This window comes from Cedecea sp. AS113, assembly GCF_037152415.1.
In the GTDB taxonomy this organism is placed as follows: Bacteria; Pseudomonadota; Gammaproteobacteria; order Enterobacterales; family Enterobacteriaceae; genus Cedecea.
Genome location: NZ_JBBCMI010000001.1, coordinates 191883 through 205676, shown reverse-complemented (window position 1 = coordinate 205676; position 13794 = coordinate 191883). Strand labels below are relative to the sequence as shown.

15 protein-coding genes and 1 other annotated feature are annotated in these 13794 nt (G+C 56.0%); of the genes, 5 read left to right on the top strand and 10 right to left on the bottom strand.

Features of this window, described 5'->3' with window-relative positions:
• The first annotated feature begins 181 nt into the window (after window positions 1-181).
• On the top strand, window positions 182-1177 hold the full coding sequence (gene wzzB / locus WFN87_RS01075) for an LPS O-antigen chain length determinant protein WzzB (RefSeq protein ID WP_336981490.1): 996 nt from the start codon (window positions 182-184) through the stop codon (window positions 1175-1177).
• Between the two features lie 58 nt (window positions 1178-1235).
• Here wzzB and hisIE read toward each other — a convergent pair whose 3' ends face one another.
• The 9 genes from hisIE to hisL all read right to left on the bottom strand — a co-directional run bounded on the left by hisIE (window position 1236) and on the right by hisL (window position 8470).
• Window positions 1236-1847: a bifunctional phosphoribosyl-AMP cyclohydrolase/phosphoribosyl-ATP diphosphatase HisIE gene (gene hisIE, locus WFN87_RS01070; RefSeq protein ID WP_008455044.1), complete on the bottom strand. Its 612-nt coding sequence runs from the start codon at window positions 1845-1847 to the stop codon at window positions 1236-1238.
• Window positions 1841-2617, bottom strand: coding sequence for an imidazole glycerol phosphate synthase subunit HisF (gene hisF / locus WFN87_RS01065; RefSeq protein WP_336981488.1), 777 nt, complete (start codon window positions 2615-2617; stop codon window positions 1841-1843). Before hisF ends, hisIE begins: the two co-directional genes overlap by 7 nt.
• A complete protein-coding gene (gene hisA, locus WFN87_RS01060; protein WP_336981486.1) occupies window positions 2599-3336 on the bottom strand; it encodes a 1-(5-phosphoribosyl)-5-[(5-phosphoribosylamino)methylideneamino]imidazole-4-carboxamide isomerase in 738 nt (245 codons plus the stop codon). Before hisA ends, hisF begins: the two co-directional genes overlap by 19 nt.
• A 3-nt stretch (window positions 3337-3339) precedes the next feature.
• The gene (hisH, locus tag WFN87_RS01055; RefSeq protein WP_336981484.1) at window positions 3340-3930 is read right to left on the bottom strand and encodes an imidazole glycerol phosphate synthase subunit HisH; all 591 of its coding nucleotides are present in this window, start codon (window positions 3928-3930) and stop codon (window positions 3340-3342) included.
• On the bottom strand, window positions 3930-4997 hold the full coding sequence (hisB, locus tag WFN87_RS01050; RefSeq protein ID WP_336981482.1) for a bifunctional histidinol-phosphatase/imidazoleglycerol-phosphate dehydratase HisB: 1068 nt from the start codon (window positions 4995-4997) through the stop codon (window positions 3930-3932). The genes hisH and hisB overlap by 1 nt, the downstream gene beginning before the upstream one ends.
• Window positions 4994-6076 carry a histidinol-phosphate transaminase gene (gene hisC / locus WFN87_RS01045; protein ID WP_166991315.1) on the bottom strand — a complete coding sequence of 361 codons (1083 nt, stop codon included), beginning with the start codon at window positions 6074-6076 and terminating at the stop codon, window positions 4994-4996. Before hisC ends, hisB begins: the two co-directional genes overlap by 4 nt.
• On the bottom strand, window positions 6073-7380 hold the full coding sequence (gene hisD / locus WFN87_RS01040) for a histidinol dehydrogenase (RefSeq protein WP_166991319.1): 1308 nt from the start codon (window positions 7378-7380) through the stop codon (window positions 6073-6075). The genes hisC and hisD overlap by 4 nt, the downstream gene beginning before the upstream one ends.
• 4 nt (window positions 7381-7384) lie before the next feature.
• A complete protein-coding gene (hisG, locus tag WFN87_RS01035) occupies window positions 7385-8284 on the bottom strand; it encodes an ATP phosphoribosyltransferase (RefSeq protein ID WP_008455029.1) in 900 nt (299 codons plus the stop codon).
• Window positions 8285-8321: 37 nt separating this feature from the next.
• Window positions 8322-8444: a sequence feature (His leader region), on the bottom strand.
• Entirely contained in the window at window positions 8420-8470 is a 51-nt protein-coding gene (gene hisL, locus WFN87_RS01030; RefSeq protein WP_126358378.1) for a his operon leader peptide, read from the bottom strand. (Overlaps the previous feature by 25 nt.)
• A gap of 200 nt (window positions 8471-8670) precedes the next feature.
• Here hisL and WFN87_RS01025 point away from each other — a divergent pair, with 200 nt between their 5' ends.
• The 4 genes from WFN87_RS01025 (at window position 8671) to WFN87_RS01010 (ending at window position 12231) form a co-directional block, all read left to right on the top strand.
• Window positions 8671-9498: an SDR family oxidoreductase gene (locus WFN87_RS01025; RefSeq protein ID WP_336981479.1), complete on the top strand. Its 828-nt coding sequence runs from the start codon at window positions 8671-8673 to the stop codon at window positions 9496-9498.
• A 26-nt stretch (window positions 9499-9524) separates the two neighbouring features.
• Entirely contained in the window at window positions 9525-10439 is a 915-nt protein-coding gene (locus tag WFN87_RS01020; RefSeq protein WP_336981477.1) for a LysR substrate-binding domain-containing protein, read from the top strand.
• A 36-nt stretch (window positions 10440-10475) separates the two neighbouring features.
• Window positions 10476-10712, top strand: a complete 237-nt coding sequence (locus tag WFN87_RS01015; RefSeq protein ID WP_336981475.1) for a hypothetical protein — start codon at window positions 10476-10478, stop codon at window positions 10710-10712.
• A gap of 154 nt (window positions 10713-10866) precedes the next feature.
• Complete coding sequence (locus WFN87_RS01010) at window positions 10867-12231, top strand: APC family permease (protein WP_336981473.1); 1365 nt, start codon at window positions 10867-10869, stop codon at window positions 12229-12231.
• A 61-nt stretch (window positions 12232-12292) separates the two neighbouring features.
• Here WFN87_RS01010 and sbcB read toward each other — a convergent pair whose 3' ends face one another.
• Window positions 12293-13720: an exodeoxyribonuclease I gene (gene sbcB / locus WFN87_RS01005; protein WP_336981471.1), complete on the bottom strand. Its 1428-nt coding sequence runs from the start codon at window positions 13718-13720 to the stop codon at window positions 12293-12295.
• Window positions 13721-13794: the final 74 nt, after the last annotated feature.

The window sequence follows — 13794 nt, the reverse complement described above, 5'->3', positions numbered from 1 at the left end:
GGCTGGTCGAATATCACACAGCTTCTTTTTGTGATTTTTTGGCATTCGGTCTCTGTGCTGATTTTTCAGCAAATTCCGATCTTTTCCTTACAAATCATTAAGGTCTTTTGCCTACTATCTTTCTATACTATAAATCTGATGAATATACGAAGCTGTTCTCATTATTTTTTCAAAGGCAATTATGAATCAAACTGACATAAATGTGGCGAAAGAACACACCAGCAATCAACAGGAAAATATTGATTTAATTGATCTTCTTATACAGCTATGGCGCGGTAAAATCGCCATTGCGGCAGCAATGATTTTAGCCATCTTAATCGCTATTGCTTATCTCACTTTTGCAACAGAAAAATGGACTTCTGAGGCGATAGTTACGCTCCCGGATACCGGGCAGATTTCGAACTACAGCAATGCCATGAGCGTTCTTAATGCCCGGTCTCCAGAGGCTGTGCCCTCGCTGGCCGAGATCCAACAGCGTTATTTTGGGCGATTCAACTCTGCCATTTCGGCCCTCTCTGAGCAGTTGGGCAATCAGCAAATACCAGAAAAACTGACCATAGAACCCGCCGGAAAGGATCAACCGCTGCCGCTCAAGATTAGCTATGTGGCGAGTTCAGCTGAACAGGCGCAGACAACACTGAATACTTATCTTCAGCAGATTAATGAGCGGACTGTCGCTGAGCTGGATGATGACCTTAAAACTTCCGTTGACGCAAAAATAAGCGATTTAAAAGGCGTGCTCGACACAAAAGTAAAAGTTGCTAAGGAGAAACAGCAAAAGCGTCTGGATGAGCTGAACCAGGCGCTGTTGGTGGCTCAGCAATCTAATATTGCTAAGCCTGCGGTTTCTCAGGCTGAAACAATGTCTGAAGATACTCTGTTTGTCCTGGGGAGCGAGGCGCTTTCTTCTATGATCAAAAACGAAGCGTCCCGCCCGCTGCCTTTAGATAACTCTTATTTTAACGCCCGTCAGTCGCTCCTTGCGGTGAGTGAATTAAAATCGACGCCGGAAACGACCTATGCGTTTCGGTATGTCATGAAGGCAACTTTGCCGGTGCGTAAAGACAGCCCGAAAAAAGGCCTGACGCTGGTGCTTGCCGCCTTGTTGGGCATTATTGTCGGCTCGGGCTATGTCCTGGGGCGAAACGCGCTGCGTAACTATAAATCAGCAGCCTAAGCTTGCTAAAAAAACAAAAAGGCCGCATTAGCGGCCTTTTTTACATCTGTTCCAGGGCTTATTTATGCCGGGCCCGTAAATTCTCAATCACCGTACTCAAGTCCAAATCCTGATCCTGCAGCAGCACCAGCAGGTGATACATCAAGTCAGAAGCTTCGTTGGTCAGTTCGTGACGATCGTTCACGGTTGCTGCCAGCGCGGTTTCCACGCCTTCTTCGCCCACTTTCTGCGCAATACGCTTGGTGCCGCTGGCGTACAGTTTGGCGGTATAGGAACTGGCAGGATCGGCAGTTTTCCGCGAGGCCAGCAACTGTTCAAGTTCAAACAGGAAAAGCCAGTCGTGGTGAGTATCCCCAAAGCAGCTTGAGGTGCCGAGGTGGCAGGTTGGGCCAATGGGGTTCACCAGCACCAGCAGCGTGTCGTTATCGCAGTCTGGCGCAATACGTACCACGTTCAGGAAATGGCCTGACGTTTCACCTTTAGTCCACAGGCGCTGTTTGGTGCGCGAGAAGAAGGTCACTTTGCCGCTTTCCTGAGTTTTTGCCAGCGCGTCCTGGTTCATATAGCCGAGCATCAGGACTTCACCGGACACCGCGTGCTGAACGATAACCGGCATCAGACCATCGGTTTTTTCCCAGTCCAGCTGGGCTAGCTGTTGTTCTGTTAACACACTCGAATCTCCACGCCTTGCTGAACCAGAAACGCCTTCAGTTCACCAATATTGATAATTTGCTTATGGAACACGGAAGCTGCCAGAGCGCCGTCAACGTCCGCATCGCGGAAGGCCTCATGGAAGTGTTCCATGGTGCCTGCGCCACCGGAGGCGATAAGCGGCACGTGACACACTTCACGCACTTTATTCAGTTGCGTCAAGTCATAGCCGTTACGCACGCCATCCTGGTTCATCATATTCAGGACGATTTCCCCGGCGCCGCGCTTCTGCACTTCCTGCACCCAATCCAGCGTTTCCCACTTTGTTACGCGGGTACGGCTTTCGTCGCCGGTGTACTGATTCACGTGGTATTTGCCGGTTTCAGCGTCAAACCAGGTATCAATGCCGACCACGATGCACTGCACGCCGAAGCGATCCGCCAGGCGAGTGATAAGCTCAGGATCGGCCAGGGCAGGGGAGTTAATGGAAATCTTATCCGCCCCGAACGACAGGATTTGCGCGGCATCCTCAACGGATTTAATCCCGCCCGCCACGCAGAAAGGAATATCGATCACTTCCGCCACGCGAGTCACCCAGCTTTTGTCTACCACGCGGCCATCGCTCGAGGCGGTGATATCATAAAACACCAGTTCGTCTGCGCCTTCCTGAGCATAGCGCTGCGCCAGCGGCACGATGTCGCCGATGATTTCGTGATTACGGAATTGCACGCCTTTCACGACCTGGCCGTCACGCACGTCCAGGCAAGGGATTATCCGTTTTGCCAGCATGAAATCGCCTCCTTCACGTTAAATTTACCTTCCAGAAGCGCGCGCCCAACAATCACGCCTTTCACGCCGCTGCCGCGCAGGGCGGCAATATCATCCAGCCCGCCAATACCGCCTGAAGCCTGAAAGGCGACCTGCGGAAAGCGCGCGCACACTTCCTGATAAAGTTCGACGTTTGAGCCTGCCAGCGTGCCATCGCGAGAGATGTCGGTGCACAGCACATGCTTGAGGCCAAACGGCAGGAACTCATCGACAAGCTGTTCCAGCGTGGTGCCGGAGGTTTCCTGCCAGCCGCTCACCGCAACCTGTTTGTTACCTTCGGCATCAATGCGCACGTCCAGCGCCAGCACCAGAGCATCGGCGCCAAAGCGTTTAAACCAGCTTTGTACCAGCGCCGGAGATTTCACCGCGGTGGAGCCAACCACCACGCGAGCGGCACCCGCATCCAGCAGGGCCTCAACGTCCTGCTCGGTACGCACACCGCCGCCAACCTGAACCGGCACGCTCACGCCAGCCAGCAGTTTTTGCAGCAGAGGAATTTGGCGGGCCGCCGGATCTTTAGCCCCGGTCAGGTCAACGAGGTGCAGCACTTCCGCACCCTGAGCCTGATAATCCTGTAAACGCGGAAGCGGATCGCTGCCGTAGTCACGCTGCTGGTCGTAATCTCCCTGATGGAGACGCACCACGTTGCCGTCAATTAAATCAAGAGCCGGAATGATCATCGTCTACATCTCCAGAAAGTTTTTCAGCAGCTGAGCCCCAGCCGCACCGGAACGTTCGGGGTGGAACTGAACGCCCCAGAAATTATCTTTTTGCACCGCCGCGGTGAAGGCTTCACCGTAGTTTGCCTGGGCGATGGTGTTTTCGCAGACCGGCATCGCGTAGCTGTGAACGAAGTAGAAATACGCCCCATCTTCAATGCCGCGGAACAGGCGGTCGCCCGCCTTCGGGTAAACGCGGTTCCAGCCCATGTGCGGCAGCGGCAGATCGAAGTCTTTCATCTGCAATACCGGCTGGTCGATAATGCCCAGCATTTCCACGCCGTGGCTTTCGTCACTGCGGCTGCCGAGAAGCTGCATTCCCAGGCAAATACCCAGCACGGGCTGGGTACAGGCTTTAATCAACTCCACCAAATCGCGCTCGATGATTTGGTCCATGGCCGCCTGCGCGGTGCCTACGCCCGGCAGAAAAAGCTTATCGGCGCGCAGCACCACGTCCGGGTCACGGCTGACCAGCGGCTCATAGCCGTGGCGCTGAATGGCCGATTTCACCGAATGCAGGTTGGCGCAGCCCGTGTCGAGGATCACCACGTTCATCAGAGCACTCCTTTCGAGGAGGGGAGCGTATCGCCCTCTACGCGAATCGCCTGGCGCAGGGTGCGGCCAAAGACTTTAAACAGGCTCTCCACGCGGTGGTGATCGTTCTTGCCTTTGGTCTTCAGGTGCAGCGTCACGCCCATGGTGTAAGAGAGCGAGCGGAAGAAGTGTTCCACCATTTCGGTGCTGAGATCGCCCACGCGCTGGTAGTTGAACTCGGCTTTATATTCGAGGTGCGGCCGGCCGGAGATATCCAGCGCGCAGCGGGCGAGGCATTCGTCCATCGGCAGCACAAAGCCAAAGCGGGTGATGCCACGTTTGTCGCCCAGCGCCAGCTTCAGCGCTTCGCCCAGCGCCAGACCGGTATCTTCCACGGTGTGGTGATCGTCGATGTATAAATCGCCTTTCACCGCGATCTCCATGCGGAAGCCGCCGTGGGTGCAGATCTGGTCCAGCATGTGATCAAAGAAACCGACGCCGGTGGCGATCTTGCTGCCGCCTTCACGATCCAGCCACACCTTCACGTCAATCTGCGTTTCTTTGGTGTTGCGCTCCACGTGGGCGTAGCGATCGCGCTTAGTGAGTTTCTCGGCGATTTGCTTCCAGTCCAGGCCATCGCTGTTGTAGCGCAGGCCCTGAATGCCCATGTTTGCGGCCAGCTCAATGTCCGTGGCGCGGTCGCCAATCACGTAACTATTGGCTTTATCCAGCACGCCGTCCTGCAGGTAGCCAGTGACCAGCGCCAGCTTCGGCTTGCGGCAGTCGCAGTTGTCCGCTGGCAGGTGAGGGCAAATCAGCACCTCATCAAAAAGAATGTCCTGTGAGGTCAGCACCTGCATCATCAGGTTGTGCGGGCCGTCGAAATCGGCCTGAGGGAAGCTGGCGGTACCCAGGCCGTCCTGGTTGGTGATCATCACCAGACGGTAACCCGTCTTTTGCAGCTGCAGCAGAGCCGGGATCACCGCAGGCTCAAAGGCGAGTTTCTCCATGCGGTCGACCTGGTAATCGCTCGGTGGCTCGGAAATCAGGGTCCCGTCGCGGTCAATAAAAAGTACTTTCTGGCTCATTTGCTCTCCGTGGCCTGCAGGCCGGGTTGCTGACGCAGCGCCTCAATGGCGCGCTGGCACTCTTCTCGCGTGCCGATGCTGATGCGCAGGCAGCCGCTTAACGTCGGTTGTTTATTCTGGTCACGTAAGATAATGCCCTGATCCCACAGCGATTTAAAGACTGCGCTGGAGGCGGTCATTCTGGCGATGACGTAGTTGGTTTCGCTGTCGAAAACCTGCTCAACGCAAGGGACGCTTTTCAGCTCATTGATCAGATACTGGCGATTAAGCAGCACTTCGGCCACGCGCTCACGCATCGCGTTGATGCCCTGCGGGCTTAGCGCCTGGGCGGCGATGTCAGCTACCGGTGTAGAAAGCGGGTAAGGGGCGATGACTTTTAGCAGCAGGTTAATCACTTCCTCATTCGCCAGCGTAAATCCGCAGCGCAGGCCTGCAAGCGCAAATGCTTTGGAGAGCGTCCGCAGTACGACCAGGTTGGGATATTCCTGAAGCCAGCCTGCCAGCGTCGCCTGGGGGCAAAACTCGATATAGGCTTCATCGGCAACGACCAGCGCTTTATCGCGGGTCATTTCCAGCAGCGCGCGCAGATCCTGCGGATTAATCAACTGGCCGGTTGGGTTGTTTGGGCTGCAAACATAAACAACTTTTACGCCGTCGAGGTTCTCTGCAATCGCCGGAAGATCCAGTTGCCAGTTATCCAGCGTGGCCACGGTGCGGCACTCTACGCCAAAGGCTTCGGCACTGACGGTGTACATGCCGTAGGTCGGCGGGCAATAGAGAATCGCGTCTTTGCCCGGTTCGCAGAACGCGCGAATCAGCAGTTCGATACCTTCATCCGCGCCGCGGCTCACCAAAACCTGCTCAGGCTTCACGCCTGCGTAGCTGGCATAGTTGGCGATGACCTGCTTTGGCTGGCACTCCGGGTAGCGGTTCAGCGTCTGCGCGGTTAACTGGAACTCTACCGGCGTTGGGTATTCGTTGGCGTTCAGCCAGACGTCGCCGTTCCCGCCCAGGCGGCGGGCAGACTGATATGGGGTCAGGGCGCGAACGTTGGCGCGGGCTAACTCTTCGAGGCTCATGCTTGCTCCTTCAGGGCGGCGACGCGGAGGGTAACGGCGTTTTTGTGGGCGGTCAGCTGCTCGGCGGCGGCCAGGGTTTCAATGGTTTTTGCCAGAGAAGCAAAACCCTGCGGAGATAGCTCCTGCACGGTCATGCGCTTCTGGAAGTCCGCCAGCCCGAGGCTTGAGCAGGTGGAGGTGTAACCGTAGGTCGGCAGGACGTGGTTTGTCCCGGAGGCATAATCCCCGGCGGATTCCGGCGACCAGTCGCCCAGAAATACCGAGCCTGCGCTGGTAATATCGTCCACCAGTTCACGGGCGTTGCGGGTCTGAATGATCAGATGCTCTGGACCGTATTGGTTGGAAATCTCAATGCACTGCGCTAAATCACGGGCAACAATTAAGCGACTGCTTTCCAGCGCTTTGCGTGCGGTTTCTGCGCGCGGCAGGGCGGCAAGCTGGCGCTCAACGGCATCGGCAACGGCCAGGGCCATGGTGCTGTCTGGGGTCAGCAGAACCACCTGAGAATCCGGGCCGTGTTCCGCCTGAGAAAGCAGGTCGGAGGCGACAAAATCAGGCGTGGCGCCGCTGTCGGCGATCACCAGCACTTCCGATGGGCCAGCAGGCATATCAATAGCTGCGCCGTCGAGACGCTGACTGACCTGGCGCTTTGCTTCGGTGACGAAGGCGTTGCCAGGCCCAAAAATCTTGTCCACTTTCGGAATGCTTTCTGTGCCTAGCGCCAGCGCGGCAATAGCCTGGGCGCCGCCGACCTGAAACACTTCCTGTACGCCGCAAAGCTGGGCCGCGTAGAGAATCTCATCGGCAATTGGCGGCGGGGAGCAAAGGACGACTTTTTTGCAGCCAGCAATGCGGGCAGGCGTGGCCAGCATCAGCACGGTGGAGAACAGCGGGGCGGATCCACCGGGAATGTACAGGCCCACGGAGGCTACAGGGCGAGTCACCTGCTGGCAACGCACGCCGGGCATGGTTTCCACATCCACCGGGGCAAGCTGCTGCGCGAGGTGGAATTTTTCGATGTTAGCGACGGCCACGGCCATCGCCTCTTTAATCTCGCTGCCGAGTCTCGCGACGGCTTCATCGATTTGCTGCTGAGTGACCTGCAGCTGCTTCACTTCAGTTTTATCGAACTTCGCGCTGTATTCACGCAGGGCGGCATCGCCGTTGCTTTTAACGTTGTTCAGGATTTCCGCCACGGTGCGAGTGATGCTGTCCGAAGCGGAGATAGCCGGGCGCATTAGCAGCGCGCGTCGCGCGCCTTCGTCGCAGTCGTTCCAGTTAATCAGCGTGTTGAAGTTGCTCATCACATCACTCCATCATCTTCTCAATCGGCAGCACCAGAATGGAACTGGCACCCAGCGCTTTCAGTTTTTCCATGGTTTCCCAGAACAGCGTTTCGCTGCTCACCATGTGCATCGCCACGCGCTGCTGATCGCCGGCCAGCGGCAAAATGGTTGGACGCTCGGCGCCTGGCAGCAGGGCAATCACTTCATCCAGGCGCTCGGTTGGCGCGTGCATCATGATGTATTTGGACTCGCGAGCCTGAATCACGCCCTGGATACGGGTCAGCAGTTTGTCGATCAGCTGCTGCTTGGCTGCCGGCATTTCGCCGTCACGCTGGATCAGGCAGGCTTTGGAACGGTAGATAACTTCGACTTCACGCAGCCCGTTGGCTTCAAGGGTTGCGCCGGTAGACACCAGGTCGCAGATGGCATCGGCCAGACCGGCGCGCGGGGCCACTTCCACCGAGCCGTTCAGCAGGCAGGATTTAAACTGCACGCCTTTCTGGTCGAGGTAACGCTTCAGCAGGTGCGGGTAAGAGGTCGCAATGCGTTTGTTGTTGAGGCTGGCCGGGCCATCCCACGGCTCGTCTACGGCGGTGGCCAACGACAGGCGGCAGCCGCCAAAGTCCAGGCGACGCAGCGTGTAATAACGCGGATCTTCGCCCTGGGCGCGGCGCGTCAGCAGCTCTTCTTCGAGCACGTTTTCACCGATGATACCGAGGTCCACGACGCCGTCCATCACCAGCCCTGGAATGTCGTCATCACGCACGCGCAGAATGTCGATGGGCATGTTTTCGGCCAGCGCAATCAGGCGTTGGGTGTGCAGGTTAATTTTTATGCCGCAGCGGGCGAGTAATTCGCGTGAATCATCGCTAAGACGGCCAGATTTCTGCATAGCTATGCGTAAACGGTTGTTGTCGGTCATCGGTAGTTACCCCTTATCAATTCCTGTCTGACGCCCAATAAAAAAGCCCCCGGAAGATATCTTCCGGGGGCTTTTTCTCGCGTTCACGCACCACTGGAAGATCTTTTCGTCTCCCAGCACCAATCGCCTGAAAGACTAGTCAGGGTGATGGTGATGATGGTGGTTTTTAAACTGAGCGCGTGTCATAAAATTCTCGTATGAATGACTATTCATTATGTGCTAATTAACGTAAACCAGATGACGCACCGAGCGCAAGGGGTTTTTTCCTCGCTGATTAATATTCTGTAAGGCTGAGGGAATTGTCAGTTCTGCCCGGGTGGCGTAGCCTTAACGGAGAGCTAAATTCACTCTTCAGAAGATAATGCTGCAAGGTCAGGAGACAAGGCATGAAAAGGGTCGCAATAGTCGGGTTGGGGTGGTTGGGTATGCCGCTGGCGCTCTCATTGTCAGCGCGTGGTTATCAGGTCACCGGCAGCAAAACCTCGCAGGATGGCGTAGAAGCAGCTCGCATGTGCGGGATCGAAAGTTATCAGCTGAATCTGCAGCCGGAACTGGTTTGCGACAGTGAAGACCTGGAAGCGCTGCTGAACGTTGACGCGTTAGTGGTGACGCTGCCCGCCCGACGCACTGGAGAAGGCGATGATTTTTATCTGCAGGCGGTGCAGGAAATAGTCGACAGCGCGCTGGCGCATTCCGTGCCGCGCATTATTTTTACCAGCTCGACCTCCGTGTATGGGGAAGGCGAGGGTAGCGTAAAAGAGACGTCCCCGCTTAAACCTGTCACCGCCAGCGGGAAAGTGCTTAAAGAGCTGGAAGACTGGCTGCACAAACTCCCGGGGACGTCCGTGGATATCCTCCGCCTCGCGGGGCTGGTGGGGCCGGAACGCCATCCTGGGCGTTTTTTAGCGGGGAAAAGGGACGTGGCAAACGGGCAGCACGGCGTAAATCTCGTGCATCTGGAAGATGTGATTTCGGCCATCACGCTGCTGCTTCAGGCACCTAAAGGCGGGCGAGTCTATAATCTTTGTGCTCCGGCCCACCCAACGCGGGAAGAATTCTATTCGCTTATGGCGCGGCAAATTGGCCTTGAGGCCCCGTCGTTCCGTAAAGACGCGGCAACCGGCCACGGCAAGCTGATTGACGGCAGCCGCATCTGTAATGAGCTAGGCTTCGACTATCAATACCCTAATCCGCTGCTTATGCCTATGCAGTAAATTCAGCCGCACATCCGGGAGTGAGTATGAAACCTTTGCTGGAGGTCCTGATCATTCTCGATGCGCTGGATAAAGAGGGGAGTTTTGCTGCGGCGGCGGCAAAGCTCTTTAAAACCGCTTCGGCGCTGAGCTACAGCGTGCAAAAGCTGGAAAGCGACCTCAATATTCAAATCCTCGACCGCAGCGGCCACCGGGCGCGCTTTACGCGAACCGGCCAGCTCCTGCTGGAAAAAGGCAGGGGAATTCTGCATTCGGTACGAGAGCTGGAAAAGCAGGCGATCAAACTCCAGCAGGGCTGGGAACACGAACTCACCATCGGCGTGGACAATGCCTTTCCCTTTTCCCTGCTGACGCCCTTAATCGAGGCGTTCTATCAAAGCTACAGCGTAACGCGGCTAAAATTTATCAACGATGTGCTTGGCGGCTCGTGGGAGGCGCTCACGGAAGGGCGGGCGGACATTATTGTCGGGGCGATGAGCGAGCCGCCTTCGCTGAGCGGTTTTGGCTTTACGCTTCTGGGCCGGCTGGAGATCGTCTTTGTTGTCGCCCCACATCATTCGCTGGCGAAAGCGGAGGAGCCACTGCCCAGACGGCTGGTTAAGCAGTCCCGGGCGGTGGTCGTCGGAGACACCTCCAGAATCGAGTCCGCCCGAGCGCTGCATTTGCTTGAAGAGCAGGAGGCGATCACCGTGTTTGATTTCAAAACCAAGCTCGAGCTGCAAATCAGCGGCATTGGCTGCGGGTATATGCCGCGCTATATGGCGCAGCGCTATATTGAGAGTGGTGCGCTGGTGGAAAAACAGGTTGCGGGGCAGGTGCCTTATGTACCGGTTTGGATTGGCTGGAATGAGCAAACGGCCGGGCTTGCCAGCGAATGGTGGCGAGAAAAAATCGTCGCCGACCCGCATATCGCCCAGGTGTATATGCCAGTAGAAAAATAGTGCCTTTTTGACTGGCGGAATTTTACTAACCTGGCTATGTTGAATGGCAGTCAGGCAGTGCGTTATGGCAGCGATGTGCCGGAACGGGATTATCTTCTTCTGCCGTGCTGGATGTGGGAGTTTTTACTTCCGCCACGCGCTGAAAAAGAAATTGCCAAAGATGGCTTTAACATCTTGTCATTGTGCCTTCGTATGGTGCAAAATACGCGGCCTGCAAAAGAGAAAACTAACCGACGTTTAAGAGACGTCGGTTATTTTTTTGCAATCAATTAAGTCAGACAAACGGCATTTGCCAAAAAAACCAAGAGGCCGGGCTTCGTACCGGATAGATACTAGCTTTTAAAAAACGACAGTCGTGTCGCCGAGGAAATTAAGATGGGGCAGATTTTTGCTTTTGCGCAGGCTTTCTCCACTGAGGGAAACAACCATGTCGCTTAACGTCACCGCAGGTGCAAACACCCGCCCAGGTCTGCGTAAGACCCTGACGCTGGTACCGGTAGTCATGATGGGCCTTGCCTACATGCAGCCGATGACCTTGTTTGATACTTTCGGTATTGTTTCCGGGATGACCGATGGCCATGTGCCGACGGCTTATGCCTTTGCTCTGGTGGCGATCCTGTTCACCGCGCTGAGCTATGGCAAGCTGGTGCGTCGTTTCCCGTCTGCGGGTTCCGCTTATACCTACGCCCAAAAATCCATTAACCCGCTGGTCGGTTTTATGGTGGGCTGGTCGTCGCTGCTGGACTACCTGTTCGCGCCGATGATTAACATCCTGCTGGCAAAAATCTACTTTGAAGCGCTGGTGCCTGAGGTGCCGTCCTGGATCTTCGTGGTCGTGCTGGTCGGCTTTATGACCGTTTCTAACCTGCGCAGCGTTAAAACGGTCGCCAACTTCAACAGCATCATCGTTATCCTGCAGATTCTGCTGATTGCGGTAATCATGGGAATGGTGGTGTACGGCGTTGCGGGCGGTGAAGGTTCGGGTACGCTGACAAGCAGCAAGCCGTTCTGGTCCGAGAACGCGCATATTGTGCCGATGATTACCGGCGCGACAATCCTGTGCTTCTCGTTTACCGGGTTTGACGGCATCAGCAACCTGTCTGAAGAGACCAAGAACGCCGAGCGTGTGATTCCGCGCGCTATCTTCCTGACCGCGCTGATTGGTGGCCTGATCTTCATCGTCTCCACCTATTTCCTGCAGCTGTACTTCCCGGATATCTCTCGCTTCAAGGATCCGGATGCGTCTCAGCCGGAAATCATGCTGTTTGTGGCGGGTAAAGCCTTCCAGGTTGGCGCGCTGATCTTCTCCACTATTACCGTACTGGCTTCCGGTATGGCCGCGCACACTGGGGTTTCCCGCCTGATGTACGTGATGGGCCGTGACGGCGTGTTCCCGAACCGCTTCTTTGGGTATATTCATCCGAAATGGCGTACCCCGGCATTCAACGTGCTGCTGGTGGGCGCAGTTGCGCTGATGGCTATCGACTTTGACCTGGTTACCGCCACCGCGCTGATTAACTTCGGTGCACTGGTTGCCTTTACCTTCGTTAACCTGTCGGTTATCTCGCAGTTCTGGATCCGCGAAAAGCGCAACAAGACGTTCAAAGATCACCTGAACTTCCTGGTTCTGCCGACGATTGGTGCCCTGACCGTGGGTGCGCTGTGGATTAACCTGGAACAAAGCTCGATGATTCTCGGCCTGATTTGGGGTGCGATCGGCCTGATTTACGTGGCCTGCGTGACCCGCAGCTTCCGTAACCCGGTGCCTCAGTACAACGAAGACATCGCTTAATCCGTTTCGAAGCAATAAAAATGGCTCCCAAAGGGAGCCATTTTTTTATCTGTCAAAAGGGTTAACCGACCAGATACTGAGCGTATTCAAACAGGGCTTTCAGCAGCGCCATTTTCTCTTTATCCCCTTCATGCTGGTTATACAGCGCTTCCAGCTCAAGAGCATAGGCCTGCAGGGCTTCCTGGGAAAGCACATCCCGGCGATACTGCAGCCAGCGGTTCTGCTCATCTTCGCTTAACGTGCCCGGCCAGTTGCGCGCGCGGTAGTTGAACAACAGCTTCTCAATGCGCTTATCGGCAAAGGTGATATCCAGCGCCGGCAGATTCTGCGGGTCGGTTTGCAGCACGATGCGCATTGCAGCACGGTCGGCGTCACTAAAGAAGCCGTTGTAAAGCTGGGCATCGACGTTATCGGAAGGCACAAACGGCTCGGCTTCGGCAAACAGCGCCACCACCTTCTCACGCACTTCCGGGTGTTCGCGCAGTACTTTCAGGTTATCAAGGCATTGCTGGCGGTTAATGCCGAGGCGTGCAGCATCTTCCGGGCGCAGGGTGTTGGCGACGGCCAGCACCGGACATTTATTCAGATGCACCAGCTTGATCGGCACCGCTGCGTTATCACCCAGTTCGGCTTTGGGTGTGTACAGGCGTTCACGCAGGGTGGCGGCATCCAGCGCCAGCAGCGGCGAGATATCCCCGGCCAGGTCGACCATTATCACCGCATTGCGGTTGTCCGGGTGCCAGGCCAGTGGCGCTATCCAACTGGTATTGCCGCGCTGGGCGCCGAACATGCCGGATACATGGACCAGCGGCTTCATCTGCGGGATATCAATCAGCGTCTGTAACTTCTGCTTTGAGCGATGGCTGTAGAGATACTCAAACAGGCGCGGCTGGCGGGTTTTCACTAGCTGAGCCATCGCGATGGTGGCGTAAACGTCTGACATCGCATCGTGTGCGTTAGCGTGTTCAATGCCGTTGGCTTTGGTCAGATGCTCAAGGCGGAAGCTCGGTAGCCCGTCCTCATTTTCCGGCCAGACAATGCCTTCGGGACGCAGGGCGTAACAGGCGCGCATCACGTCGAGCAAATCCCAGCGGGAATTGTCGTTCTGCCAGCTCCAGGCATACGGATCGTAAAAGTTACGGTAAAAAATATTCCGCGTCACTTCATCGTCGAAGCGCACGTTGTTGTAGCCCACCACGCAAGTCTTTGGCACCGTGAAGATGTCGTGAATACGCTTCGCGAAGGCCGCTTCGTTCTCGCCGTGCGCCAGCGCCTGCTGGGGCGTTATGCCGGTGATCATCACGGCTTCAGGCTGGGGCAGGTAGTCATCCGCAGGCTTGCAGTAAAACACTTCCGGTTCGCCAATAACGTTAAATTCGCTGTCGGTGCGAATCGCGGCAAACTGGGCCGGTCTGTCCAGCGAAGGGCTTTTGCCGAAGGTTTCGTAATCGTGAAACAGAAAGGTAGCAAGTGAGGCAGAATCGGACACAGAGGTTACCATTGAGCTAGTTATCATCAGACTCAATGGTAAACCATCTGCCGGCGCATCAGAAGGAAAAGCGC

Bases quoted from the DNA above. Each gene is read 5' to 3' on its own strand.
- wzzB (WP_336981490.1), top strand. From the start codon at position 182: ATGAATCAAACTGACATAAATGTGGCGAAAGAACACACCAGCAATCAA.
- hisA (WP_336981486.1), bottom strand. From the start codon at position 3,336: ATGATCATTCCGGCTCTTGATTTAATTGACGGCAACGTGGTGCGTCTC.
- WFN87_RS01025 (WP_336981479.1), top strand. From the start codon at position 8,671: ATGAAAAGGGTCGCAATAGTCGGGTTGGGGTGGTTGGGTATGCCGCTG.
- hisF (WP_336981488.1), bottom strand. From the start codon at position 2,617: ATGCTGGCAAAACGGATAATCCCTTGCCTGGACGTGCGTGACGGCCAG.
- WFN87_RS01020 (WP_336981477.1), top strand. From the start codon at position 9,525: ATGAAACCTTTGCTGGAGGTCCTGATCATTCTCGATGCGCTGGATAAA.
- hisC (WP_166991315.1), bottom strand. From the start codon at position 6,076: ATGAGCCTCGAAGAGTTAGCCCGCGCCAACGTTCGCGCCCTGACCCCA.
- hisH (WP_336981484.1), bottom strand. From the start codon at position 3,930: ATGAACGTGGTGATCCTCGACACGGGCTGCGCCAACCTGCATTCGGTG.
- WFN87_RS01015 (WP_336981475.1), top strand. From the start codon at position 10,476: ATGTTGAATGGCAGTCAGGCAGTGCGTTATGGCAGCGATGTGCCGGAA.
- hisD (WP_166991319.1), bottom strand. From the start codon at position 7,380: ATGAGCAACTTCAACACGCTGATTAACTGGAACGACTGCGACGAAGGC.
- WFN87_RS01010 (WP_336981473.1), top strand. From the start codon at position 10,867: ATGTCGCTTAACGTCACCGCAGGTGCAAACACCCGCCCAGGTCTGCGT.
- hisB (WP_336981482.1), bottom strand. From the start codon at position 4,997: ATGAGCCAGAAAGTACTTTTTATTGACCGCGACGGGACCCTGATTTCC.
- hisG (WP_008455029.1), bottom strand. From the start codon at position 8,284: ATGACCGACAACAACCGTTTACGCATAGCTATGCAGAAATCTGGCCGT.